Origin of the sequence: Nocardioides sp. (assembly GCF_004803405.1) — a bacterium.
In the GTDB taxonomy this organism is placed as follows: Bacteria; Actinomycetota; Actinomycetes; order Propionibacteriales; family Nocardioidaceae; genus Nocardioides; species Nocardioides vastitatis.
In genome coordinates this window covers 1-23,498 of record NZ_SSXI01000229.1, presented here as the reverse complement: position 1 = coordinate 23,498, position 23,498 = coordinate 1, and the positions used below count along the sequence as shown (strand labels likewise).

The 23,498-nt window shown below is 69.4% G+C and carries 20 protein-coding genes and 1 pseudogene; 11 read left to right on the top strand and 10 right to left on the bottom strand.

The genetic code is table 11. The annotated features are described in order from the left end of the window. Positions 1 to 80 precede the first annotated feature (80 nt). Complete coding sequence (locus E7Z54_RS16295) at positions 81 to 1,700, top strand: AMP-binding protein (RefSeq protein ID WP_136435472.1); 1,620 nt, start codon at positions 81 to 83, stop codon at positions 1,698 to 1,700. Here E7Z54_RS16295 and E7Z54_RS24205 read toward each other — a convergent pair. Further along, the gene (locus E7Z54_RS24205) at positions 1,684 to 2,352 is read right to left on the bottom strand and encodes an acyltransferase (protein ID WP_276606238.1); all 669 of its coding nucleotides are present in this window, start codon (positions 2,350 to 2,352) and stop codon (positions 1,684 to 1,686) included. The two genes, E7Z54_RS16295 and E7Z54_RS24205, sit on opposite strands and share 17 nt — an antisense overlap. Before the next feature lie 81 nt (positions 2,353 to 2,433). Here E7Z54_RS24205 and E7Z54_RS16285 point away from each other — a divergent pair, with 81 nt between their 5' ends. From E7Z54_RS16285 to E7Z54_RS23375, 6 genes are all read left to right on the top strand, one after another. Further along, positions 2,434 to 3,576, top strand: coding sequence for a CDP-glycerol glycerophosphotransferase family protein (locus E7Z54_RS16285; RefSeq protein WP_136435470.1), 1,143 nt, complete (start codon positions 2,434 to 2,436; stop codon positions 3,574 to 3,576). A gap of 35 nt (positions 3,577 to 3,611) precedes the next feature. Beyond that, the gene (locus E7Z54_RS16280; RefSeq protein ID WP_136435468.1) at positions 3,612 to 4,934 is read left to right on the top strand and encodes a TIGR04338 family metallohydrolase; all 1,323 of its coding nucleotides are present in this window, start codon (positions 3,612 to 3,614) and stop codon (positions 4,932 to 4,934) included. Between the two features lie 53 nt (positions 4,935 to 4,987). Beyond that, positions 4,988 to 6,820 carry a hypothetical protein gene (locus E7Z54_RS16275; protein ID WP_136435467.1) on the top strand — a complete coding sequence of 611 codons (1,833 nt, stop codon included), beginning with the start codon at positions 4,988 to 4,990 and terminating at the stop codon, positions 6,818 to 6,820. A gap of 180 nt (positions 6,821 to 7,000) precedes the next feature. Next, positions 7,001 to 7,204, top strand: a complete 204-nt coding sequence (locus E7Z54_RS16270; RefSeq protein WP_136435465.1) for a hypothetical protein — start codon at positions 7,001 to 7,003, stop codon at positions 7,202 to 7,204. 8 nt (positions 7,205 to 7,212) lie between these two features. Further along, complete coding sequence (locus tag E7Z54_RS16265; RefSeq protein ID WP_136435463.1) at positions 7,213 to 7,464, top strand: hypothetical protein; 252 nt, start codon at positions 7,213 to 7,215, stop codon at positions 7,462 to 7,464. Further along, a complete protein-coding gene (locus E7Z54_RS23375) occupies positions 7,461 to 7,601 on the top strand; it encodes a hypothetical protein (protein ID WP_168798376.1) in 141 nt (46 codons plus the stop codon). Before E7Z54_RS16265 ends, E7Z54_RS23375 begins: the two co-directional genes overlap by 4 nt. 140 nt (positions 7,602 to 7,741) lie before the next feature. On the opposite strand, the gene E7Z54_RS16260 is transcribed toward E7Z54_RS23375, so the two are convergent. Beyond that, the gene (locus E7Z54_RS16260) at positions 7,742 to 8,182 is read right to left on the bottom strand and encodes a nuclear transport factor 2 family protein (protein ID WP_168798375.1); all 441 of its coding nucleotides are present in this window, start codon (positions 8,180 to 8,182) and stop codon (positions 7,742 to 7,744) included. 1 nt (position 8,183) lies between these two features. After that, a complete protein-coding gene (locus E7Z54_RS16255; RefSeq protein WP_136435460.1) occupies positions 8,184 to 8,342 on the bottom strand; it encodes a DUF1059 domain-containing protein in 159 nt (52 codons plus the stop codon). A gap of 68 nt (positions 8,343 to 8,410) precedes the next feature. Between E7Z54_RS16255 and E7Z54_RS16250 the strand changes: the two genes are divergently transcribed. Further along, positions 8,411 to 9,163 (top strand): AfsR/SARP family transcriptional regulator, encoded by a 753-nt coding sequence (locus E7Z54_RS16250; protein WP_136435458.1) that lies wholly within the window; start codon positions 8,411 to 8,413, stop codon positions 9,161 to 9,163. 55 nt (positions 9,164 to 9,218) lie between these two features. Here E7Z54_RS16250 and E7Z54_RS16245 read toward each other — a convergent pair whose 3' ends face one another. After that, on the bottom strand, positions 9,219 to 11,510 hold the full coding sequence (locus tag E7Z54_RS16245; protein ID WP_136435456.1) for a beta-glucosidase family protein: 2,292 nt from the start codon (positions 11,508 to 11,510) through the stop codon (positions 9,219 to 9,221). A 238-nt stretch (positions 11,511 to 11,748) separates the two neighbouring features. On the opposite strand from E7Z54_RS16245, the pseudogene E7Z54_RS16240 reads away from it, so the two are divergent. Further along, positions 11,749 to 11,919: pseudogene (locus E7Z54_RS16240) on the top strand (SUMF1/EgtB/PvdO family nonheme iron enzyme); the annotation flags it as partial. 274 nt (positions 11,920 to 12,193) lie between these two features. Beyond that, positions 12,194 to 13,408, top strand: a complete 1,215-nt coding sequence (locus tag E7Z54_RS16235) for a sensor domain-containing phosphodiesterase (RefSeq protein ID WP_136435455.1) — start codon at positions 12,194 to 12,196, stop codon at positions 13,406 to 13,408. A gap of 145 nt (positions 13,409 to 13,553) precedes the next feature. On the opposite strand, the gene E7Z54_RS16230 is transcribed toward E7Z54_RS16235, so the two are convergent. Beyond that, positions 13,554 to 15,464, bottom strand: a complete 1,911-nt coding sequence (locus tag E7Z54_RS16230; protein ID WP_136435453.1) for an LVIVD repeat-containing protein — start codon at positions 15,462 to 15,464, stop codon at positions 13,554 to 13,556. A 576-nt stretch (positions 15,465 to 16,040) separates the two neighbouring features. On the opposite strand from E7Z54_RS16230, the gene E7Z54_RS16225 reads away from it, so the two are divergent. Beyond that, positions 16,041 to 17,567, top strand: a complete 1,527-nt coding sequence (locus tag E7Z54_RS16225) for a hypothetical protein (protein WP_136435451.1) — start codon at positions 16,041 to 16,043, stop codon at positions 17,565 to 17,567. Between the two features lie 205 nt (positions 17,568 to 17,772). Here E7Z54_RS16225 and E7Z54_RS16220 read toward each other — a convergent pair whose 3' ends face one another. From E7Z54_RS16220 to E7Z54_RS16200, 5 genes are all read right to left on the bottom strand, one after another. Continuing rightward, complete coding sequence (locus E7Z54_RS16220) at positions 17,773 to 19,218, bottom strand: sialidase family protein (protein WP_136435450.1); 1,446 nt, start codon at positions 19,216 to 19,218, stop codon at positions 17,773 to 17,775. 427 nt (positions 19,219 to 19,645) lie between these two features. Then, positions 19,646 to 21,025 carry an LVIVD repeat-containing protein gene (locus E7Z54_RS16215; RefSeq protein ID WP_136435448.1) on the bottom strand — a complete coding sequence of 460 codons (1,380 nt, stop codon included), beginning with the start codon at positions 21,023 to 21,025 and terminating at the stop codon, positions 19,646 to 19,648. Positions 21,026 to 21,334: 309 nt separating this feature from the next. Beyond that, on the bottom strand, positions 21,335 to 22,162 hold the full coding sequence (locus tag E7Z54_RS16210; protein ID WP_136435446.1) for an ABC transporter ATP-binding protein: 828 nt from the start codon (positions 22,160 to 22,162) through the stop codon (positions 21,335 to 21,337). Then, the gene (locus E7Z54_RS16205; RefSeq protein WP_136435444.1) at positions 22,159 to 23,184 is read right to left on the bottom strand and encodes a FecCD family ABC transporter permease; all 1,026 of its coding nucleotides are present in this window, start codon (positions 23,182 to 23,184) and stop codon (positions 22,159 to 22,161) included. Before E7Z54_RS16205 ends, E7Z54_RS16210 begins: the two co-directional genes overlap by 4 nt. Beyond that, positions 23,181 to 23,498, bottom strand: a 318-nt coding sequence (locus E7Z54_RS16200) for an iron chelate uptake ABC transporter family permease subunit (RefSeq protein ID WP_136435442.1), incomplete at its 5' end; no start/stop codon positions are given. The genes E7Z54_RS16200 and E7Z54_RS16205, both read right to left, overlap by 4 nt.

The window sequence follows — 23,498 nt, the reverse complement described above, 5'->3', positions numbered from 1 at the left end:
ACTGGAACCTGTTCTCGTTCTGCTCGAAAGGTGGCATTCTCGGCTCACCCACGTGCCCTGCACTGGCCAAAGGAGCCTCCATGAAGTTCAACCTCGCCACCGTCTTCGAGACCGTCGCGGACACGGTCCCGGACCGGATCGCGCTCAGCTACGAGGGCCGCGACCTGACGTACGCCGCGCTCGACCGGGAGGCGACCCAGGTGGCCCACCTCTTCGCCGCCTCCGGCATCGCGGCGGGCGAGCATGTCGCGTTGTATCTCAAGAACTGCGTCGAGCACGTCACCGGCATGGTCGGGCTGCTCAAGACGCGGGCGGTGCCGATCAACGTCAACTACCGCTACACCGACGCCGAGCTCGAGTACCTGTTCACCAACGCCGACGCGGTCGGGATCGTGGTGGAGGAGACCGGCCACCAGCAGGCGCTGGCGAGGATCCTCCCTGACCTCCCCGACCTGAGGACGGTCTTCGTGGTGGGCGAGGTCGAGCCGGCGCTCCGGTCAGCCGCTATTGACCGCGGCGTCTCCATGGTCGACTTCGGGTCCTGGCCGGAGCACTCCGAGGAGCGCGACTTCGAGCCGCGGACCGGCGACGAGCACTACATCCTCTTCACCGGCGGGACCACCGGCTACCCCAAGGGCGTCGTGTGGACCCACGACGACCTGTTCCACAAGCCGCTCTCGGGCGGGAACCCGTACGGCGACGCGCACCCCGACCTCGAGGCGCTCGCAGCGGCTGCGGCCGCGATGCCGCCGCTGTCCTTCCTGATCGCGGCGCCGCTGATGCACGGCGCTGCGTCGTACGCCATGTTCTTCTACTTCATCTTCGGCGGCCGGCTCGTGATGCTCCGCGACTTCGACCCCGAGCGGATCGTGGACGGCATCGCCGAGGACGGGCTGCAGAGCCTGCTGATCGTCGGGGACGCCATGGGCATGCCGCTGGTGGAGGAGATGGAGCGGCGCAAGGACGAGGTCGACTACTCCCCCGTCTTCATGGTCAGCTCCGGCGGCGCGATCTGGTCCCAGGCGTGCCGCGACCGGTTCCGGGCGATCGTGCCGAACGCCATCCTCAGGGACAACTTCGGCGCCTCGGAGTCGGGCAACGACGGCGAGATCACCCTCGACGGGAACGGCAACCTGCGGGTGCCGGCCACGGACCGGATGCTGGTCGTCGACGACACGCTGGCCGAGCTGCCCCGAGGACCCGAGCACGTCGGGCTGATCGCGCGGCTCGGGCCCGTCCCCCAGGGCTACTACAAGGACGAGGAGAAGACCGCTCGGACCTTCCGCACGCTGCCCGACGGGCGACGCTGCTCGGTGCTCGGCGACATGGGCTACCGGGACCTGGACGGGTCGATCGTCTTCCTCGGCCGCGGCTCGCAGTGCATCAACACCGGCGGCGAGAAGGTGTACGTGGAGGAGGTGGAGAACGTCCTTCACGGCCATCCAGATGTGGCTGACGTGCTCGTGGTCGCCGTGCCCGACGAGCGACTGGGTGAGCGGGTCGCAGCCGTGATCGCCGCGCGCGACGGCCGCGCGCCCTCGCTCGACGACATCCAGTCCCACGCGCGTGGCGCGCTGGCGGGCTACAAGGTGCCGCGCGACGTCGTCCTCGTCCCGGAGGTCCGGCGCACCCCGGCCGGCAAGGCGGACTACAAGTGGGCCAAGCAGGTCGCCGCGGAGCGGGTCACCCCTCGCCGCTGAGCGCGACGCTGCGCACGTCCGGGGATGTGCCCTGCGACACCCATCCGACTCCCGGCTCGAGGCGCCGGATCACCTTGGCGGGCACGCCTCCGATGACCGCGTGGTCCTCGATCGTCCCGCGCACCACGGAGCCGGCGGCGACCACGACGTTGCGGCCGATCGTGGTGCCGGGCAGGACCATTGCGCCGTGGCCGATCCATGAGCCGGAGCCGATGCTGACCGGCTGGTGGGCTCCGAACTGGAGCCCGACCGGCAGGCTCGGGTCCTGGTAGCCGTGGCTGGCGTCGGAGACGAACACGTCCTGCCCGAACCACACGTCGTCGCCGATGCTGATCGACTCGTGCGCCGTGATGCACACCCGGGCGCCGAGGACGCACCGGTCGCCGATCACCAGCCCACGCTCCGGCAGCGCGGCCTGGGTCGGCCCGTAGCCCACGGAGAGCGTGGAGTACTTGCCGATGAGGGTGTCCTGGCCGACGTGGATGGAGCCGGTGCCGAACAGGGTTCCGAGCGGGAAGGCGAGGCAGCTGCCGCGCCCGAACGCCGCGAACTCGTCGGCCAGCGCGGTGCCGGGGGCGACGTCCCCGACCCGCTCCAGCCAGCGCCAGGCGGCGTGGATGGACCGGTTCATCAGGCGACGGGGTGACGGCACCGGGCGAGGCTACCGAACCGCCGGACCGCCGGTGCGGGTCCGCGTTTCCTCGATCGTTCCAACCGGACCTAGGATTCGTTTGTGCAGCCCCATGTCATCGCCTACTTCGCGGACGACCCCACCCGCGTCTACCAGCTCCTGCAGTGGATCCCCGTGCTGGAGAGGCTTGATGACAGTCATCCCGTCGCGATCGTGACGAGGGATCCGGCCACTGCTGCGCTCGTCGGGGAGCGCAGTGCTCTCCCCGTGCTCTGTGCGCCCGGCTTCGCCGACCTGGCTGAGCTGTACGACGAGCTCGGCGCCAAGCTCGTCGTCTACTGCAACAACTCGATGCTCAACTTCAACTCGCTGCTGGACGGTCGGATGCTGCACGTGCACATCAACCACGGCGAGAGCGACAAGCAGAGCATGGTCAGCAACAACGCCAAGGCCTACGACCGGGTCTTCGTGGCCGGCGAGGCCGCGGTGCAGCGGCATCGCGCCGCGCTCATGGAGCTGGACGAGGCCAAGCTCGTCCGTCTCGGCCGCCCGCAGCTCGACCTGCGTCCGGCTCCCCTGCTGCCGGCGAGCCCCGGGCGTCGTAGCGTCCTCTACGCCCCGACCTGGGAGGGCGACGCCGAGTACAACGACTACACCTCGGTCGACGTCTTCGGGCCGGAGATCGTCCGGGCGATCCTCGCGACCCCGGACGTGCGGCTGGTCTACAAGCCCCACCCGAAGATCACGACCAGCCTGACGCCCGCGATCCGCGACGGCCACCAGGCGATCCTCGACCTGGTCGAGCGCGCCGCCGAGCAGGACCCGGCCGCGGGGCACGCGGCCGTCTGGCAGGGCGACATCCTCGCGGTGTTCCCGGGGTGCGACGCGATGATCACCGATGTCTCGTCCGTCGGCCTGGACTGGCTGTATCTCCAGACCGACAAGCCGGTGTTCATCACCGACCGGCACCACGACGCGGAGCGGCTGCGCCAGGACGTGCCGGTCAGCCGGTGCGCCGACGTGATCGACGCCGGCAACATCGACCACCTCAGCGAGCTGCTGGCGGCCCGGCTCGAGCATGACGAGCACCGGATCGCGCGGGCTGCGATGCGGCACCACTACTTCGACGACAACGGCGTGGGTGACAGCACCGTGCGGTTCGTCGAGGCCGTCTCGGATCTCGTCGAGCTGCGGGACCGCCTGCGAGGCACGACGTCGGCGGCCGGGTTCGAGGCGACCGCCTGACCGGCGCTGTCGGCGCGACCTGAGAGCCTTCCTCCGTGCCCGACACCCAGGAGGTCTACGCCGCGGAGGACCTGTTCCGCGGCTGGCTCGACGAGGCGCACCGCTCGCCGGGTGACCCGGTGCGGGTCCGCGTCGGTGGTGAGCTGCGCGAGTTCGCGCCGGAGACCGAGGTCCGGTTCACCGACCCCGACCATGTCGAGGCGTTCGTCGACAAGGTGCTCGCCCACGTCGTGGCCAGCCAGAGCGTGTACGACGACGGCACCGGACTCGACCTCGCCACGGTGCCGGTCTCGGTGCGCGCCCGCCGCGGGCACCGGCTGGCCCACTACGAGCGCCACGAGCTGCCGCTGCGCGGGGTGATCGCGATCCCGCCGCGCGAGATCGGCGGCTCGTGGTCACTCCGTGCGGCCGTCGTTCTCCACGAGATCGCGCACCACCTCTGCTCCGACGACGGCCACGGTCGCGAGTTCCGCACGACCTTCCTCCGCCTGCTCGAGGACCTCGGGATGCCGGTGCTCGCCGACATGCTCCACACGGCCTACCGGGTCAGCGGCCTCGACACCGGCGTCGACGACGAGGACCGCACCCTGCTGCGGATCGGCCGCCTGCTGCGCCAGGCCGAGCGGAGCAGCAACGAGGCGGAGCGTGACGCCTTCTTCGCCAAGGCTCAGGCGCTCGCGACCCGCCACCAGATCGCTCTCGCCGTCGCGCGGGCGACCGCGACCGACGAGGAGCGGCGCGAGGACCCGACGTGGGAGACGGTGCTCATCGGTGAGAGCGGCAAGCGCTCACTGGCTCGCTATGTGCGGCTGGTGCTGGAGATCGCGCGGGCCAACGACGTCCGGGTCGCGATCTACACCACCAACACCCGGGTCACGCTCTACGGCTTCCCGTCCGACATCTCGATCGTGAAGGCGCTGTACGCCTCACTCGTGACGCAGATGGTGACCGACGCCGACGCCCACCTGCGGTCCGGCGCGCATCGGGCCGACACCCGTCTGGTGTGGAACGCTCGGCGGCGCCGATGGGAGGAGAGGCCGGTGCACGGCTCCACCGCCCGGGCCGCGTTCTACGAGGCGTGGGCGGACCACGTGGGTGAGCGGCTGTTCGCGGCGCGGCGTGAGACGCAGGCGGCCGTGATCGAGGCCGAGAGCCCGTCGTCGTCGTCGACCGAGCTCGCCCTCCGGGCCAAGGAGGTGGAGGTAGTGGACTACTTCGCGCAGATGCAGGCCGAGCACGGCGTCCGTGGCACCTGGAAGGGTGCGGCTTCCGCCGGCCATGCTGCTCCGGGGTCGCACCATGCCGGCGTCCGGGCCGCTGCGCGGGCTCGCCTCGGCACGGAGCGGGCGCTCGAGTAACGGTTCGGCCATTTGTTGGCGTGGGCCACCCGCGCCGACTATGGTCCGCATCCATGACGCTTGGTGACGCCTCCCCGAACATCGACTCCCCCGTCGGGAGGTCGCGCGGGCGCCGTACTGCGTGGGTGACCGCGGGCAGTCTCGGTGTGGCCGCGGTCGTGGGGGGCGGCGCGCTCGCCTGGCAGTTCTGGACGGCGCAGGGGCCGCAGCCGGCCGAAGTGCTGCCGGACGGCACCCTCGCCTACGTCGCGGTCGACCTGGACCCGCCCGGTGGCCAGAAGGTCGCCGTGTACGACGCCATCCGGAAGTTCCCGTCGCTGGGGAAGGAACTGGGCCTGGACAGCCGCGACGACCTGCGGCGTTCGCTCGTCGACGGGATCGCCGCTGAGGGCGGCTGTGACCTCGACCGCGACGCGATCCTCTCGTGGGCCGGTGACCGAGGTGCTCTCGCCGTGGTCGACGGTGACCGCGACCTGCCCGAGGTCGTGGTGGTCGTGCAGGTCGGCGACGCCGACAAGGCGGCCGCCGGGCTGTCGGCCATCGCCGCAGACTGCGCCGCGGACGAGTTCGGGCACGCGATCGAGGGTGACTGGGCCGTCCTCGCTCGCAACGATGCGGTCGCCGAGCAGGTCGTCGAGGACGCAGCGGACCGCGCGCTCGCGGACGACGCCGACTACCGCCGGATCACCGGCGCCGCCGGCGACCCCGGCGTCGTCACGCTCTACGCCGCGCCGGAGGCGGGACCGGCACTCCTTCGGGCGGCCGAGGAGAACCCGTTCATCGGGTTCATGGTGACCACCCAGATCACTCCCGCCGTCGACCCGATCGGGGCCGTGATGGGCTGGATCACCCTGATGCCCACGCTCTCCGGTGCGGGTGCGGCGCTGGGTGAGCATGAGATGGCAATGGAGTCCGACTACCAGCCGAGCCCTGCCGAGCGGCGTCTCCAGAAGCGGATGGAGAGGTACGACGAGCTCAGCCCCGCCGAGCAGGACCAGCTGATGAAGGAGATGGAGGCGTTCCACTCGGCGGAGTGGGAAGAGGAGCTGCCCGAGACGGAGCTGGACCTCGATGACCTGGCCGAGCCTTCGGACGACCTGCGCCGGGCATTGCAGGACTTCACCGGTCTCGGTGGTGTCCTCCGCTTCGACGACGGGGCCGTCGAGCTCGAGGTCGTCGGCGATCGGATGCTCGGCAGCTACGGCGGCGTGTACGCCGGCGGCTCCGGCCATGACGTCGTCGCGACCCTGCCGGCGGACAGCGCCGCCGCTTTCGGCGCCGGGTTCGCCGACGGCTGGGCGCAGAGGTCCCTCTCGCAGATCCAGGACCAGTGGTACTACTCGGGGCAGAGCGAGGAGGAGCTGGTCACCTCGCTCGAGGAGGCGACCGGACTCACCTTCCCCGAGGACTTCGAGGCACTCGGAGGAGAGGCGATCGCAGTCGTGGCGCGGTCCGGATTCGACCCGTCCTCGGCAGCGGAGGACCCATCGAAGCTCGCCGCCGCGGTGCGGATCATGGGCGACCCCGACCGCATCGAGGAGGCGCTGGCGAAGGTCCGCGGCGCCGTCGGCAGGTCCGGAGCGACCTACCTGCACTCCGAGGCCACCGACGACGGCATCGTGGTGGGTCCGAACGTGGACTACCTCGAGGAGCTCGCGAGCCCCGGCGAGACGCTCGGCGACTCCGACCGGTTCGAGCGCGCCGTCCCCGACGCCGACGGCGCGACCACCGTCATCTTCATCGACTTCGACGCAGGGAACTGGCTGGTCGGCCTGATGGACGACGACCGGGACCGGGCCGATGTCGAGCCACTCGACACGCTCGGATTCACGGTGACCGAGGACGGCGACGAGCAGCACGTCCTCGTCCGGGTCACGCTGGACTGATGCTCGGTCGGGTGACCTGATCGCAACGGTGGGGTGATCGCCGAGCGGTCGTGCCCGCAGCGGGTCAGCCGGGTCGGACTACGTATCCAAATACGTAGTCCTCCGGTCGCACCCGGCGCCCACCCGACGTTCACTGGGAGAAAGCCCGACAGTTGCCCGACCCCAGGAAGCGAGGCAGTCATGATCATCGATCAGTCCGACATCGGGATGGCCGGCAGGCTTCGCTCGATCCTGCTGGAGATGGCGCGGCGCGAGGACGAGCTCGCAGCCGACGAGGCCGCCGCGAGGCCGTACTGGTCCCCCACACCGGACATGGTCGTCGCCCGCCGCAACGCAGCAGCACTGCTCCGTGCCGAGGCCGACCAGTTCCTAGCGGTGAGCTGAGGTACGCCATGTCTCTCGTGCTTCCCCAGAACGAGAAGTACCTGCGTGACGTCTTCGGCGCCCCGCTGAGCGACGGCGCGTGCGTCCTCGACGCCGAGCGGCAGGTGGGCTACGTCCGTCTCGAGTTCGGGAACCGCCGAGGCCCCGACTCGGCCTACTGGGACGGCTGGTTCAGCGTCACCCCGACCCGGAACGGCCACCCGCTGCGAGGCAAGGTCGCCAACGGCCGGCTGGTCCAGCTCATCGGCGGCGCGACATGACCTGGCACACCGTCTTCGCGGCCACCGGCGACTACCAGCGGCTGCTCCGGGCGATCCGTCAGGAGGGCGGCGTCGTCACCGGCAGCCGGCCCTGCCCGGCCGGGTACGTCGTCGTCTACGTCATCCACGAGCACTAATCCGATGGACCACGAGATCCTCAGCCCCATGCAGGCAGCGGAGATCGCGGCGTGGTGGTGGCAGGCGTTCGAGGCCCTGGACGACCGGGAGCATGCGGCGAGGCTATGAGCGCGGCTCCGAGGCTGATCGCGGCCGCGAGTCAGCCGTTCGACGTGAAGGGCGAGAAGTGCTCGTGCACGATCAACCACCGGCCTTCGTCCCTGGCGAAGACCATCGTTGAGCGAGCCCGGAACGAGAGCCGCTCGTCCTCCTCGGTGACCACGTCGTAGTTCATGACGAAGGTCGCCACGGCCACCGGCCCGAAGACATCGATCTTCACGTCCTCGACGTCGGGCACGAACGCCTTCACTCCGGTGATGGCCTCCCGCTCGAGTCGCTTCGTGGTGTCGGCGTCCTGCCGCCCGAGCGGTTCGAAGTCGTCGTACTTGGTGAACTTCGGCCCGAACGCGTGCAACGACTCCAGCTCGTCGACCGCCTTCCTGCGCGCCGCCGAGAGGATCCGCTCCAGGGCACGTTCCACCTCCGCCTGCTCGTCGTCGTAGGCCCGAAGCAGGATCGAGCGCTCGTGCACGGCGGTCACCTCACACCTCCTCGGCCATGTCCAGCAGATCCTGCCGGCTCACCCGGCCGACCAGGTCAGGGTGGGTGTCGCGGATGTGGCCCTCGGCCTGCGCCAGGAGCTCTGCTTCGGTGGCGCCTCGTGCCACGTAGCCGCACTCGCACCTGATGACCTTTGCCATGGCTCCTCCTCGTCGTTGTCGCCGTGGTTCTGATTGTGGCCGTCCGGCGTTGTCGCTACGTTGCAAAGATGTTGGCCCGGACGAGGATCCAGGTCTGCGGCCAGGTCTTCATCGAGCTGTGCGGACGGACGCTCGACGCAGGGCTGCTCCGCGGGCAGGGCCGTGTCCTGTTCGTCTACCTCGTGCTCAACCGGGTCCGTGCGCTGCCTCGCGGCGACGTAGTGACCGCGCTCTGGCCGGACGAGGCGCCGGCGGCGGCGCAGGCGAACCTGCGGGTCCTCGTCTCGCGACTACGAGGCGTCCTGGGCGCCGACGCCGTCGAGGGGCGCAGCAACCTGCGGCTGGTGCTGCCGCAGGACGCCTGGGTGGATATCGAGGTGGCCGCGCGGAAGATCCACGAGGCTGAGGCGGCCGTCGCGGCTCGCGACTGGTCCCGGGCGCTTCCCGCGGCATCCACGGCGTTCACCGTCTCCCAGCGCGGCTTCCTGCCGGGAGCGGATCCGCCCTGGGCGGTCGAGCGGAGGCGCTGGCTGGAGGACGTCCAGATCCGCGCTCTGGAGTGCGATGGCATCGCCAGCCTCGGCATCGGAGGGTCAGAGATCGCGGCCGCGGAGCGCGACGGCCGTCGGCTCCTGGAGCTGGCGCCCTACCGGGAGAGCGGCTACCGGCTGCTCATGGAGGCTCTCGCGAACCAGGGGAACACCGCGGAGGCGCTCCTCGTCTACGAGCGACTCCGGACGGTGCTGCGCGATGAGCTGGGCACCTCCCCCAGCGTCAGGTCCCAGGCGCTTCATCGGCGCCTGCTCCAGCGGCTCGAATGACCGTCTGTCCGAGCCCGGGTGGCCGGCCCTCGGGGTTCAGGCGCTCGCTCGATGCTCAGCAGCGGCCGCGCCCGCGCCCTCGGTCGACCGATCCGGACAGCGGGAGGTCGCGTGAGGAGCCGCCGACCCTCACGCCGTAGCATCCCGGCACCACGCGCCAGTCGTCCGCGGCGGTGTCCCAGATCGAGAACGCCCGCCGGTCCAGCTCGAAGGTGACGGTGCGGGTCTCTCCCGGATCCAACTCCACCTTCTCGAACCCCTTGAGCTGGAGCGGTGGCTCCCCCGCCTCTTCGGGGAAGGCCAGGTAGAGCTGCGCGACCTCCGCGCCGGTGCGGCTCCCGGTGTTGGTGACCTGCGCGCGGACTGTGGCGCCGGTCGCGCGCCGTCGGATCTCGAGACCGGAGTACGCGAAGGTCGTGTACGAGAGCCCGTGGCCGAACGGGAACAGCGGTTCGATGCCTTGGTCGTCGTACCAGCGGTAGCCGATCAGCAGTCCCTCGCTGTACGTCGAGTGCGGGACCCCGTCGGCGTCCTTGACGCCGGGGTACTGCTCCACGCTGCGGATCGGCCCGTCGACGAGCCGTTGCGGGAAGGTCACCGGGAGCCGACCGGAGAAGTTGACGTCGCCGAACAGCAGTCCGGCAAGCGCGTCGCCGTCGACCTCGCCCGGGTACCAGTTCTCGACCACCGATGGCACCGCGTCCAGCCACGGCATCTCCAGCGGGCCGCCGTTCTGCAGCACCACGACCGTGTTGGGGTTCGCATCCGCGACCGCCGCCACCAGCGCGTCCTGGTTGGTCGGGAGCGGGATGCAGACGGGGAAGTTCGGGGTCTGGGTGAACGCGAGGATGGGGTTGCAGACCGCCTGGCGGGGACGGAGGTCCGGCCGGTCGTTCATCTCGGTGTTGGCGTCGCTCACGAAGACGACGGCGACGTCCGCTGTCCTCGCGGTGGCAGCGGCGAGAAGCGGGACCGTTCCGTCGTTGTAGGAGACCGTGCTCCCGTCGCGCGCGGCGCGGGCCCTGATGGCGGACAGCGGCGGGACGACGTCGGGGTCGAGCCCGAACACAGGGACGTGGTGACTCCCGTACCCCTGGGAGGCGAGCTGTGCACCGAGCGGTGCCGCGGGCGTCCCGATGAGTGCGATCCGCTTGCCGGCGCCCCTGAGCGGGAGCAGATCCCGCTGGTTCTTCAGCAGGACCGAGCCGTCCTGGGCGATCTTCGTCGCGGTGGCGATGCTCTCCGGTGTGGTCGACCGCGCCTGACCTGCCTCGGACCCGGGCAGCGGCGGATGCTCGAACAGGCCGCCACGGAACATCGGGCGCAGGATCCGGCGAACCATGTCGTCCAGGCGGGAGACAGGCACCTCGCCCGACTCGACGGCGGCCTTGAGCCGCTCGCCCCACTTCGCGGGCGACATCTCGGAGACGCCGAGGATGCCGTCACCCGGCATCTCCATGTCCATGCCGGCCAGGGCCTCGGGCACCGTCGTGTGCGCGGCACCCCAGTCGCTCATGACGAAGCCGTCGAACCCGAGGTCTCCCTTGAGGTAGCCCTGGAGCAGTGCCGGGTTCTTGCACGAGTGCAGGGAGGCGACCCGGTTGTAGCCGCACATGACCGCGCCGACGCCCGAGTTCACCGCGTCCTCGAAAGGCGGCAGGTAGATCTCCCGGATCGTCCGCTCGTCGGCCTCGGAGGAGTTGGTCGTGCGGTCGATCTCCTGCTCGTTGAGCAGGAAGTGCTTGGCGGTGGCCAGGACCGGCCTCCTCTGGATCCCCTCGATCACCTCGGCCGAGAGGCGTCCGGCGAGGTACGGGTCCTCGCCGGCGTACTCAAAGCCCCGCCCGTAGAGCGGGTTGCGGGCCATGTTGATCCCCGGACCGAGGACCACGTTGACGCCCTTGCGCATGGCCTCGTCGGCCAGCACCTCGCCGAACCGCCCGATCAGGTCGCGGTCCCACGTGGACGCCTGGGTGATGCCCTGCGGGAACGCAGTCGTGTGCTGCTGCTGGAATCCGATCCCCGCGGTGCTGTCGTTCAGCACCAGGTCCGGGATGCACAGCCTCGGGTTGCCGCGGATGACCCCGGAGGCGTGCCGGTTCGGACTGCTGGGGTTGAAGTAGCCGAGGCCGGTGACCATCTGGATCTTGTCGTCGAGCGTCATCGCGGCGACCAGCTGCCCCGCGCGAGTCTCGGCCGACTCGTCCGGGTCCAGCCACGGGCAGGCCGGCGCGGCCTCGGCAGTCGGATTCGCCAATCCGACCGCACTCAGGGCACCGCAGATCAGGAGCAGGAAGGCTGCCAGCGCGCGTCTCGAGGGCGCGAGCGCGGATGAGGAGATGGACATGGAAGGTCCTCGCCGGGGCCGGTTCGAGGACAGGCCCCACGGGTATCGGGAGCACAGCTGGTCGCACGATACCGCGCGGCCGGGCGGTCGAGACGCGCGTCGTCGCAGCCCTTCGAGGAGGCCGGGACCGGGCGATTCCGCTGCGGCGCACGTCCCGAACGCGTTACCGGTGGCACTTCGCGGCGTTGTAGAACGTGATCTAGTTCACTGCGCCTGAGGAGCAGGATGGACCGCCGATCCGTGGTCCGTCGACGGCGCCGTGAATCACGGCCAAAGGGTCCGCCGAGGTGGGTCCTACCTATGTCACGACTCCTACTGCAACCGCTATCGCGTGGCCGCCAGGGACCACAGCGCGCCGGACGACGCGACGGGCAACATCGGGTTCCGGGTCGCTGCGGACCTCGGCTGACCAGCCGGCGGCTAGAGGAGCGGTCCCCCGCGCCCGGCACCTGGTCAAGCAGCTCGACCCGCCGGCGCGGGCATACGTACGAGGGACAGGTTCTCCCTCGAGGCCGTGCCGGGTCAACGAGCGCCGTTACACAAGCCGTGGCTTTCGCCCCTGTGTGGTCTGGTTTCGTTCAAAGCTGCGTCGCGGGTCGGTAGGTTGCAGGCAAGATGGTGACCACGCGGTGAGTCAAGAAGGGGCAAAACCTGCGGCCTGCCCTCCTACGTAAGGCGATGCGGTGTCCCTGAGAGTGCCGACCACCCAAGGTGCCGGGCTTGGCCCGCAGCGTCGGCCCGACGCATCGCGCGAGATCATCCGCGAGAGCCTGACCTCGCTGCGCTCCCACCTGGGGATGCAGGTCGCGTTCGTGGGTCGGTTCGCCGGTGGCCGGCGCGTCTTCGAGTACGTCGACGCGGACTCGACCTTCTACCCGATCTCGCCGGGACAGAGCGACCCACTCGAAGAGACCTACTGCGCGAGAGTGACCGACGGCCGGATCCCGGAGCTGATCCCGGACACCGCTGAGGTCCCGGCCCTGCAGGAGATCGCGGCGACCTCGCTGCTCCCGGTGGGATCGCACATGTCGGTTCCGATGCGCGATGAGAACGGGGAGCCGTTCGGGACGTTGTGCTGCTTCAGCACCAAGGCTGACGCCGGGCTGCGCGAGCGTGACCTCGAGGTGCTGCGCATGTTCGGCGACCTGATCGGGAGCCACATGCAGTTCCTGATCGCGCACGAGCAGGCCAGCCGACGGGCACGAGCACGCATCGACAGGGTGATCGTGCGGGGTGGCCCACGGATCGCACTGCAGCCCATCGTCAACCTGGTCACCGGGCACACCTACGGGTACGAGGCCTTGTCCCGGTTCCCCGCCCACCGCGACTGGACGCCGGACCGGTGGTTCAGGGAGGCCGAGTCCCTCGGGCTGGGGCCAGCGCTGGAGGCGTCCGCCCTGCGGGCTTCCTTCGCGCACCTGCCGGATCTGCCCGAACAGACGGTGATGTCGGTGAACGTCTCTGCGCATGCGCTGTTCGAGGACCCCGATATCGCGGCCATGTTCACCGCCAGCGAGTACTCCGCGCAAGTGGTCCTCGAGCTCACCGAGCACGACCAGGTCGACGACTACGAGGGACTCGACGATCTTCTCGGTCCCCTGCGTCGGGCAGGGGTGCGGGTGGCGGTGGACGACGCGGGCTCCGGGTACGCCGGACTGGATCACATCCTGCGACTGGGGCCCGAGGTCCTCAAGCTCGATCGAGCCCTCGTCGAGGGCATCGGCGACCATCCCGGACGACAGGCCATGTGCGAGGCGATGGTCCGGTTCACCCAGAGAACCGGGACCATGCTCGTCGCGGAGGGTGTCGAGACCGGGCGCGAGCTGGCTGCCTTGCGTGACCTCGGCGTCCTGTACGCACAGGGGTACCACCTCGGCCGGCCCACGATCCCGGACTAGCGATCGCGCAGCGACCTGTGCGTCCGACGCGGATCACTCCAGTCGTCGACGCGTCGGGTGAAGCCGCGAACAGAGAACACCCTGATCTGCGTTTCTGCAGATCAGGGCGTTCTCACTCGCTGAGTTCCCCTCGTTCGCCTCACCCCTAGCCGACATCCTCGAAGATCCACAGGCCGCTGTCGCGGTCGCTGCCCAGGATGATCGTCCGGCCGTCGCGCACGAACACCTCGACTCCCCAGAAGTTGTTGCCGTTGGGGTCGAGGTAGCCGCCGACCTCGACGAGGTCGCCACCCTGGATCCGGAGTGCCCGGAGTCCGCCGGCGTAGTAGGAGAGGTATGCCCTGGCCGGGTCCTGCGGATGGGTGGCGACCTCGTGCACGGTCAGGTCGCCGAAGCCGGTCGCGTAGGCCGGGTCGTGCGCCTCGTGGATCGCGTAGGTGTCGAGCGCAGCGAACTTGCCGCTCGTGACGTCGTTGGTGAACAAGTGGACGTAGCCCCAGCCGTCGAAGGCGGCCGTCGCCTCGATTCGCTCACCGATGGTCCCGATCGCCGGTCCGTCCGGGTAGCTCCAGGGCGGCGTGAACGGCGGCGTGTCGAACATCTTGTGGTACGCCTCGTGGTTGGTGCACACGCCGACCACCTCGTCGACGAACGCGCCGGAACCGCAGAAGGGCGGGTTCTCGGTGCCGCCGTGCCGTTGGACGAAGACCACTGCGTCCCAGCCGGCGAGCACTGCCTCATGCGCCTTCTCGCCCGGGAAGCACGCCGGCTCGGGCGCGCTCGGGTCGCCGGTCGGCCCGCGCTGCAGGACCACGATGCTCTCCTCGCCCGTCGCGAGCGAGGCCTCGTAGCCCGGGATGGAGCTGGGCGACGGGACCGGAGCCGAGTCCGGGCAGCCGTAGCCGCCGTAGACGACCGGCCCGTTGAGCCTCTCGTCCGGGAGGATCACGATCGGCGCGGAACCGGGGACGGGTGCCGAGGGGTAGGTGCCGGCGAACGCGCCGCTGGCGATCGAGAAGTTGGTGGCACCGTACGGGGCGAAGTCCTCGTCGGTGCCGATGAAGTGCTGGTTGTCCGCAGTGAACTCCGCCTGGTGTCCGTTGCCCTCCGGCCGGCGTGCGTCGCCGGTCGACTCCAGCAGCTCGGGGTCGGGGTTGGTGTAGTCGGTGTCGCCGATCAGCGTGGGGTTGGCCGGATCGTCCACGTCGAGCTGGACGAAGCCGCCATCCCAGTAGGAGAGCAGCATCACCCAGCGGCCGTCGATCCGCTTCACGACGATGTCGTGCAGGAAGATCTGGACCAGCCCGAGCTGGATCTGGGTGATCCCGGGGAACACCCGGTCCAGGTCGAGCTCGCGGATCAGCCGCGGGCGCTTCGGGTTGGTGATGTCGAGGATGTCGACGTCCGCGGCCTCGAAGTTGTCGACCATCACCGCGTAGGCCTTGGCTCCGGCGTCCCAGGCGAAGGCGCTGTGAGTGTCGTTGGCGTCGCCGAGCGAGAGGTTGGCGCGGTCGCCGAAGTGCTCGGAGAGCTTGACCGGTTTGCGCGGGTTGCTGACGTCGTACAGGGAGATCCCGCCCTTGCCGTTCTTCCCACAGTGCTCGTTGTTCATGACGAGGACGTCGCCGCTGAACCTCGGCGTCGTGATGGTGACCACCTGCATGCCCTCGCCGGGCCGGGTGTCCTGGCTGGACGGAATGAAGCCGACCTGCTGCGGGTCGCTGAGGTCACTGATGTCGACGACCCACGCGCCGGCGTCCGGCGACGTCTGGCCACCCACTTCGGGCCCGGCACAGTCCGGCTCGCCCCAGTTCGCGAGGAACGCCCACTGGCCGTCCGGACTGACGGCGACGTCCGCGACCAGCTCAGGCGTGCTCGTGAGGCGTTCGACCGACAGCAGGTCGATGGTGCCGAACGCCCCATCGCCGATCAGGTGTCCGTCGGTCGGACCGTGTTGGCCGGGGTGTGAGCTCACCGACCCGGCTGCCCACATCTGGCCGAGCAGCACCATCGCCGCGGCCACCAGCACTGACGTACGACGACGCTGTCGGCCCATCTCGGGCTCCTCTCGGTGGCGATCGGACGCGCTTGCCCGAGTCCGCGCACACCAACGAGCATGTCACTTACCCGTGGCCCCCGCTAGCGCCATTTTTGGGGAGCTTCGAGAACCGTCCCGGCCGCACCGTTGCGCTTGTCACTGCCTCCCCAGCCTCCGGAGCTCCCTGGGGAGATCGGCGTACTGGGGCGGCTGCTCGGCGAAGGTGGGCGCGGCACGCAGCGGATCTGCGATCAGCCACTCGCCAGGCGGTCAGGCGCTGTCCAGGACCGACATGGCAGCCTTGGCCACTCACTTGAACGAAACCGCCCTTATGTGGTATAGGCGAACCCCACGCGCCTGAGTAGACTGTCGAACGAGCAACGAGCGGAGATGCCGGACGTCGTTGGATCGAACCCGCGCACTTCCGTCCCTTCCGTCCCTTCCGTTCGACGATCCGTCCCATTGCGGACCTTTCCGTGAGCACTCACGGGAAGCGAGGGGGGTGCTGCGCATCTTCGCTCGACGGGCCACTTTCCTACGTCGTGCGACGCCGCCCCGTCGACATCTCCATTCCGCTCAAGGGGGTGCACCACCGTGCGTACACCGAAACGACTGTTGTTGCCGCTGCTCTGCGTATTCGTCCTCGTCGGTGCCCTGGCCGCTCCTGCCGGCGCAGGTCGTCCCGACGCGAAGAACATGTCGCTGGAGTCCTTCGACCCCAACCCCGACTTCATCACCTCCGACATCGCCTTCTGGGGCGATAGGGCGTTCGTCGGGAACTACGGCGGCGTTCGCTCCTACGACATCTCAGACCCCGCAAACCCCGTGCGGCTCGCAGACTTCGAGTGCTTCGGACCGCAAAACGACCCCTCCGTGTGGGACACCGACGGCAACGGCCAGGCCGATCTGCTGGTCCAGTCGGTCGACCTGACGCTCGAGGGACCGGAGTGCGGCTCGCCGCAATCACGGCATCCGGACGGAACTCGCCACGACGAGGACCCGGATGGTTGGGAGGGCATCCGCCTGTTCGACATCAGTGACCCCGCGAGTCCGGTGTTCCTCGATGCGATCTATCTGGACTGCGGATCACACACGAACACGCTCTACCCCGACCTCGCGCGCAACCGGCTCGTGGTGCTGAACTCGTCGTATCCACTTCGCGCTGGCCCGACCTGTGGCTTCTCGCACGACGGTACGGACATGACGCAGAACCTGACCAATCCGTTCGATAGCGATCCCGGCAGTCCTGCGGATCCGTTCCACGGCGTGGTCCAGACGGTGATCATCCCGCTCGAGGGCAACGCAGCGGATTCCGCAGCCGCCGCCTTCGAGGGACCCCAGCTCCCGATCAACTACCCGGGCGACCCGGACAACGTGTTCGATCCCGCGGAGCACGGGCTGGCCGGCTTCGGGAAGTTGCGGGCCTGTCACGACATCGCCGTGTATCTGCCGGACAACCTGGTGGCGGGGGCATGTGCCGAGCAGAGCCAGATGTGGCGGATCGGTGCCGACGGGCTGCCAGACACGGAGAACCCGGTCTGGGTGTTCGACGAGAGGCAGATCGACTTCCACCACTCGGCGACGTTCACCTGGGACGGCAAGGTGGTGAACTTCATCGACGAGTCGTTCGGCTCGGGCTGCCCGACCGTGACCCCGGGCGTCGGTCAGACCGGAAGGATGTACTTCGTCGACGCGGCCTCGGGCAAGAAGTACAGCGAGTTCCGGCTCCACCGCAGTCAGGCCCCGGAGCATGTCGACTACTGCTCGGCGCACCTCGGCAGCAACGTGGTCGCGGCGGACGGCAAGTACCTGTTGGTGAACGCGTGGTACACCGGCGGGGTCGACGTGATCGACTTCACCAACCCGCGTAAGCCGAGGGAGGTGGCCTACTACGACGTCGACGGCGACGAGTGGTCCGCCTACTGGTACGAGCAGTCCGGCAGCGACGTGACCGGGCCGTTGAACATCTTCGCCACTCACGGGGTGGAGCACGTGGCGAGCGGTGATCCGGTCCTGGTCTCGCACGCCCGTGGCTTCGAGTCGTTCCTCGCGGACGTCGCGGCCGACCGGGTCGGCCTCGACCACCTGAACCCGCAGGTGCAGGAGGTGAGGATCCCGTAGCGATCGACCGAGAGGCTGCCCTCCCCCAAGGAGGGCAGCCTCTGAGCGGCATGACCCCGCCCGTATGACCGGTCGGATCGCGGCATGCGCGAGCGTCCTCGTGACGGGTCGAACCAACGGTGCTCCAGGACGTAGAAGACGGCCACCCCTTGATCCTTCAGGAGCCGAGCACCTCGAGCGAGCCGAGCCCGACGTACCGCGGCGTCTATGGCGCGACGGTGGTGGCGAAGATGTCGGTCGGGTTGGCTTCATCTCCGGTGTTGGCGAACGAGGCAAACGGGATGAAGTTGTTGCCGGCCGACTCCAGCCCCTCGTAGTCACCGGTGAAGAAGCCGCGGGCGTTCGGCGCCGACCGCATGTCGAATGGCCCCTGGGTGATCTCCTCCCGCGGTGACCAGGTGAGGCCGCCGTCGGTGGACCTGGTCACCCAGTACTGCGTGTCCAGGGTCGGTGAGGCGACCGTGTCGGCGCTGAAGTCGTAGTAGGTGACGGCGATGGTGCCGTCGTCGGCAACGTCCACCGACGGAGTGAAGGCCTGGGTGGCGACGTTCGACGACACCCGTATCGGTGTGCTCCAGGTCAGCCCTCCGTCGGTGGACCGGGAGAAGGCGATCTGGTCGCGTTCGCCTCCGGTGAACCGAGCGTCCTGCCACACGATGTACAGGCTGTCGGTGCCGGACCGTTCGTCGGAGGCGATCTCGGGGATGATGTCGCCGGTTCGCACGGGAGCGTCGTCTCTCGGGTCGGTGACGCCGACGGTGCCGAGCCGCGATACGTGGATGCGGCCCGACCACGTCTCACCTTGGTCGGTGGACCTGATGAGCGCCACGTGCAGGCCACGCCTGGGGGGCTTGTTGGAGACGTTGCGGATCTCGTCGAACACATTCACCAATGCGCCGTCGGGCATGACCGCGATCTGGTTGCCGATGGTCTGGTTGTTACGGCCCGGGTCGTAGATGACGCGCACCGGCTCCCAGCTGGCACCGTCGTTGGTGGTCCTGGTGAACACCACGGGGCCTTTGAACGCCAGGCCACGCTCGGCCGACGTGGCGCTCGCGCGTTCGGTGGGGAACACCAGCCGGTCCCACACGGCGTACACATTGTCCGCATCGGTGTAGTCGGCCGTCATCGAGTTCTTGTCGTTGAAGACATTGGGGTCGTTCTCGCGCAGCAGTGTCGTGATCGGTCCCCAGGTCTGACCGCCGTCGGTCGACCTGGACACCAGCATGGCGTGATCTACATTCGAATCGTTGATCGACAGTGACATGAAGTAGGCGTCACCATCCGGACCGAACGTCACCCACGGGTCGGTGGCGCGCTCGAAGTCGCCACCGTTAGCGGGACTGCCGCCGGCACAGCGGGAGAACGGCGGCTGTACGCCCAGCGGTGGCGTCGTCCATGTGCCGCCTCCGTCCTCCGAGTACGCCGTCAGCAAGGCGTCGGCGCCGCCGTTGGACCACCGGTTCTGCTGCCACGTGCCGACGATGTTGGCCGTATCGGTGGGGTTGACGTCAACCCAGGGTTCGACCTCGGAATTGGGAAACACGGTGCCGGTCTGCGGTGCGCCGTTGCAGCCTGGAGCGAACGGCGCCACACCGCTGACCTGCGTCAGCGGGCCCACGCCCGCGACAGCCGGCGCAACGGTCAACATCACGACAGCGGATCCAGCGAACGTACGAGTCATCAGACGTTTCACGACTGCTCCCATCGTAGGACCAACTTCGCCCCAACCCTCCGCGCCAGCGCGGCCTGAGAACCTGATACAACCGCAACCTACGCCTCATCACCGCCCCAGTCACTGGGCTTCTTCGGCGGCTACGAACTCCATACGTTGCCCATGCTCGGCCGCCACCAGTGCTCGCCTACGTGTTCGTCGTGAGGGCTTCGTTCGTGATGCCGCTTCTACCGCACGGCATCTCCCACCGCACCTGGTCGGCCGCCGCGCCGAGGGCGGTCGACCAGTGGTCGCGATGACGCCCACCCGACCGGACAGGACGGGTCAGCGGCGAGCAACTTCGGTGCACCGTAGTAGGGCGCCCCTGCGTCGCCTCGCCATCAACCACGGAGGGCTGTCGTCGTCAGTGCAGCGAGAACTCCTGTGTCTGCGGGTTGAGGTGCCGCAGACGCAGCGCACCGGCCAGCGCATTGCCGCTCAAGCGGTACACGTTCAGGCCTTCGGTGATGCTCGACTCGTAGATGAAGTTGTTGTAGTAGTACGACGACCACGCGCCGCCGAGGTCGGGCGGGGTGATCGCGGGCGGGTCGGACCAGCCCACCGTGACCGGGTTCGCCGGGTCGGTGAACTCCGTGACCCACGTCCCGGCCTGGTAGTGGCCGCCGACGGCGACATACCTGCCGTCCCGAGTGGGCACGATGTTGTAGTTGTGGATCGTGCAGTTCTCTTCTGCACCGTCCTGGCCTCGAGGCAGCACCCACTGGCCGAGCTTGGTGCCGGTCTCGGCGTCGTAGAAGAACAGACTCTTGTCGACGTCCGGGTCGCCGGTCTGACACTCCGGCGATGCCCCACCACCGGGCTCCCAGCCGAGGACGATGACTTCGCCGTCCCAGGTGAACGAGGCCGAGTGCCAGCGGCCATTCGTTCCAGCCTGCCCCACCCCCGGTTCGACGATCGTGTACAGGAACTCCGGGTCCGCCAGCGATCCACCGCGCGGCGCCCCGACACTGAAGATGTTGGTGGCGTCGGCGCTGGCGCAGGACATCAGGTTCACCTCACCGAGGATGAGGCCAGCGTCGTGGCAGCCCGTGCGTACGTCCGTCAGCGGACCGGCGAGCGGCTCTCGGCGCAGCAGGCTCGACGTTGCCGGGTTGGCGAGTGGCACCTCGATCACGTCGATGAAGTCGCCGATCGGGTCGTCCTGAGCGCGTGGGTTGCCGGGGAGCCCGGCACATCCGACACTGCTGGAGTTGTTGCTGTAGACGATCAGCCGGTCGCCCTCGCGGGCACCGGTCACGGTGTGCGAGCCGCAGGGCAGGCTCACCGACGCGACCAGCTCCGGGTCGCTCAGGTTGCTGATGTCGAAGACGTGGACACCCTCCCAGCCAGCTGGGACGGTCTGGCCGTCACAGGTGCGATCGGTCGTCTTCTTCGAGTTCCACGACCGGATGAGGACGTCGTCCCAGACGAAGATGTCGCCCTGGTCCCCGTTGCACCGCTGGTGAAGGAGCTCCACCGGTGCCTCTGGGTCGGAGATGTCGATGATCCGGAACCCGTCGTAGTTGCCGTTGAAGGCGAGGCGGCCCCAGAACGCGATGTCGGAGCTGATGTGGCGGACCCCGTCCGGCTCGCCGAAGAACGTCGCCGGGTGGGAACTGTGACCCAGCGCGTGCATGTTTCTCGTGTGTGGATCCGTCGCGTGGTCAGCGACGGCAGCGGGCCCGAAGGCGAGCGCGCTGATCCCGGCGACCATCGCGGCCGCCAGTCGGTTTCGGGCGAACATGGTCAGACCTCTTCGTCTGCGGGGCCGATTCGGCCCCGAGCTGACTGGCGGCTCGGCCAGGTCCAGACCGGGTCGAGCGGCCCGGGCGCATCGACGCGCCGCCCTGGGCCACCCAAAGTCGCCGCGTCCAATCTCCTCGCTTGGAGCGTCCACTCTCCTCGCTCGGACATGCGGCGTCAACGGTGCAATGCGCGGTTGCCCGAGGAGACGGCGAAGCGGCTCAGGCGCCAGCGTCGTGACGTGGGTCGGCTGCACGAACCGGTGACAGCTCGGGTTAGGTCCCCTCCGGCTGGGATCCCTCCAGCTCGGTCACTCCTCCAGCGGTACGACGATGGGAGTGCCCGTGACCGGGTCGTCCACCGTCAGGCAGGCGACGCCGAAGACGTCCGCCATGAGCTCGGGAGTCACGACCTCGCGGGGCCGGCCGCAGGCATGCACGGCTCCGTCGCGCATCGTGATGATGTGGTCGGCGTATCGGCAGGCCTCGTTGAGGTCGTGCAGCACCATGACGACGGTGGCGTCGCGGTCGCGGTTGAGCCGCCGGAGCAGGCGGAGGACCTCCAGCCGGTGCGCCAGGTCGAGGTAGGTCGTGGGCTCGTCGAGCAGCAGGACCGGGGTCTGCTGCGCCAGGACCATGGCGATCCAGGCCCGCTGTCGCTGCCCGCCTGAGAGTTCGTCGACGTACCGCCCGGCAAGGCTCGCGGTGCCGGTGACCTCGAGCGCTTCGGCGACGGCATCGTGGTCGGTGTCGGTCCAGGCGCTGAGGATTCCGCGGTGCGGGTAGCGACCTCGCTCCACCAGGTCTCGCACCGTCAGCTGTTCGGGGACGACGTTGCTCTGCGGCAGCAGTCCGAGACGCTTCGCGACCTGACGAGTGGGAAGGCGGTGCACGGGCTCACCGTCGAGCAGCACACTGCCCGCGGTCGGGTTGAGGACCCGGGCGATGGTCTTCAGCAGGGTCGACTTCCCGCAGCCGTTCGGTCCGACGATGGCTGTCACGGCGCCAGCTGGCACGGTCAGGTCGATGCCGTTGAGGATGGTGTCCGTGCCGTAGCCGGCGTGGATGCCGTCCACGCGTACCTGGTGCAGCGCGGTTCCGGGTCGGCTGGCCGGGTCGTGGGTCTCGAGGGTGGTCATGGTCGTCCTGTCCGGTGGAGGAGCCAGAGGAGGTAGGGCGCGCCGAGGGCTGCCGTGATGACGCCGGCCGGCAGGGCCGCGTCGTCGAGCAGCCGTTGGCCGAGGGCGTCTGCGGCGAGGACGAGCAGCGCGCCGGTGAGCATGGACGTCGTGAGAGTGGCTGGTGAGGTCGGTCCGACGAGGCGCCGCGCGATGTGCGGTGCGCCCAACGCGACGAACCCGAGGGGTCCGGCGACGGCGACTGCGACGCCGGCGAGCAGGGCCGAGGTCACGACGAGTAGCGTCCGGGTACGACGTACGGGCACCCCGGCTCCGGTCGCGATCTCGTCGCCGAGTTCGAGCGTGGCCAGACTGCGCAGCAAGGCGTAGGCGAGGGGTAGCGCCAGAGCGGCGCCGACGAGAACGACGGTCACGTGGGTGGTGTTGCGGGCGTGCAGGCTTCCCGACAGCCACACCTCCGCGGCACCGAGCCGGCCCGGGTCGATCCGCGCCACCACGAGGGTGACTGCGGCGTTGGTGACGGCGTGGACGCCGATCCCGACCAGGATCAGCCGCACGCTGCTCGCCCCCGTCCACCGGGAGAACACGTAGAGCACGCCGGCCGCGCTGGCCGCGCCGAACGCAGCGGCGAACGGAAGTGCCAGCGGTGGCAGGCCGGCGCCGATCGCCAAGACGGCGGTGAGGCTGGCCCCTCCCGTGACACCGATGATGTCCGGGGAGGCAAGTGGGTTGCGGAGCAGCCCCTGCATGAGCATGCCGGAGGCGCCCAGGCAGGCGCCGGCAGCGATCGCCACCACCACGCGCGGCAGCCGGAGCTGCTGCACGATGAACGAGGTGCCGCCGTCAGCGAGCCCGACCGTCGCCGCGAGAGCGTCGATGACCGGAATCTGCCGGGTGCCGTTGACGAGCCCGAAGATCCCTAGGGCGACGACCAGCCCGGCCAGCAACAACGGGGCAACCAGACGTGCGAGCGGGCGTGTGGACCGGCGCGCGACGGGTTGGGTGGCCGTGGTGGTGCTCATCCGGCCACCCGCGCCTTGGCGGCGATCCGGATCAGGAACGGCGCGCCGATCATCGCCGTCAGCACGCCCGCCTGGATCTCGGTCGGGCGCGCGATGACGCGGCCGAGGATGTCGGCGACCAGCAGCACGACCGGCCCGAGCAGGACCGAGGCGATCAGGACGTCGAGGTGACGCCCGCCCACCAGGAAGCGAGCCAGGTGGGGGACGATCAGCCCGAGGAACGCGATCGGACCCGCCAGCGCCACCGCGACGGCGGCGAGCGCGACCGCCGTCAGGCTCGCGAGTGCGCGCACGCGGCCGGGCCGCTGCCCGAG

What these genes read in the sequence shown, in the direction of transcription:
- E7Z54_RS16295 (WP_136435472.1), top strand. Translation starts at nt 81, where the DNA reads ATGAAGTTCAACCTCGCCACCGTCTTCGAGACCGTCGCGGACACGGTC.
- E7Z54_RS16275 (WP_136435467.1), top strand. Translation starts at nt 4,988, where the DNA reads ATGACGCTTGGTGACGCCTCCCCGAACATCGACTCCCCCGTCGGGAGG.
- E7Z54_RS16270 (WP_136435465.1), top strand. Translation starts at nt 7,001, where the DNA reads ATGATCATCGATCAGTCCGACATCGGGATGGCCGGCAGGCTTCGCTCG.
- E7Z54_RS16265 (WP_136435463.1), top strand. Translation starts at nt 7,213, where the DNA reads ATGTCTCTCGTGCTTCCCCAGAACGAGAAGTACCTGCGTGACGTCTTC.
- E7Z54_RS23375 (WP_168798376.1), top strand. Translation starts at nt 7,461, where the DNA reads ATGACCTGGCACACCGTCTTCGCGGCCACCGGCGACTACCAGCGGCTG.
- E7Z54_RS16255 (WP_136435460.1), bottom strand. Translation starts at nt 8,342, where the DNA reads ATGGCAAAGGTCATCAGGTGCGAGTGCGGCTACGTGGCACGAGGCGCC.
- E7Z54_RS16250 (WP_136435458.1), top strand. Translation starts at nt 8,411, where the DNA reads ATGTTGGCCCGGACGAGGATCCAGGTCTGCGGCCAGGTCTTCATCGAG.
- E7Z54_RS16245 (WP_136435456.1), bottom strand. Translation starts at nt 11,510, where the DNA reads ATGTCCATCTCCTCATCCGCGCTCGCGCCCTCGAGACGCGCGCTGGCA.
- E7Z54_RS16230 (WP_136435453.1), bottom strand. Translation starts at nt 15,464, where the DNA reads ATGGGCCGACAGCGTCGTCGTACGTCAGTGCTGGTGGCCGCGGCGATG.
- E7Z54_RS16220 (WP_136435450.1), bottom strand. Translation starts at nt 19,218, where the DNA reads ATGTTGACCGTTGCGCCGGCTGTCGCGGGCGTGGGCCCGCTGACGCAG.
- E7Z54_RS16215 (WP_136435448.1), bottom strand. Translation starts at nt 21,025, where the DNA reads ATGTTCGCCCGAAACCGACTGGCGGCCGCGATGGTCGCCGGGATCAGC.
- E7Z54_RS16210 (WP_136435446.1), bottom strand. Translation starts at nt 22,162, where the DNA reads ATGACCACCCTCGAGACCCACGACCCGGCCAGCCGACCCGGAACCGCG.
- E7Z54_RS16205 (WP_136435444.1), bottom strand. Translation starts at nt 23,184, where the DNA reads ATGAGCACCACCACGGCCACCCAACCCGTCGCGCGCCGGTCCACACGC.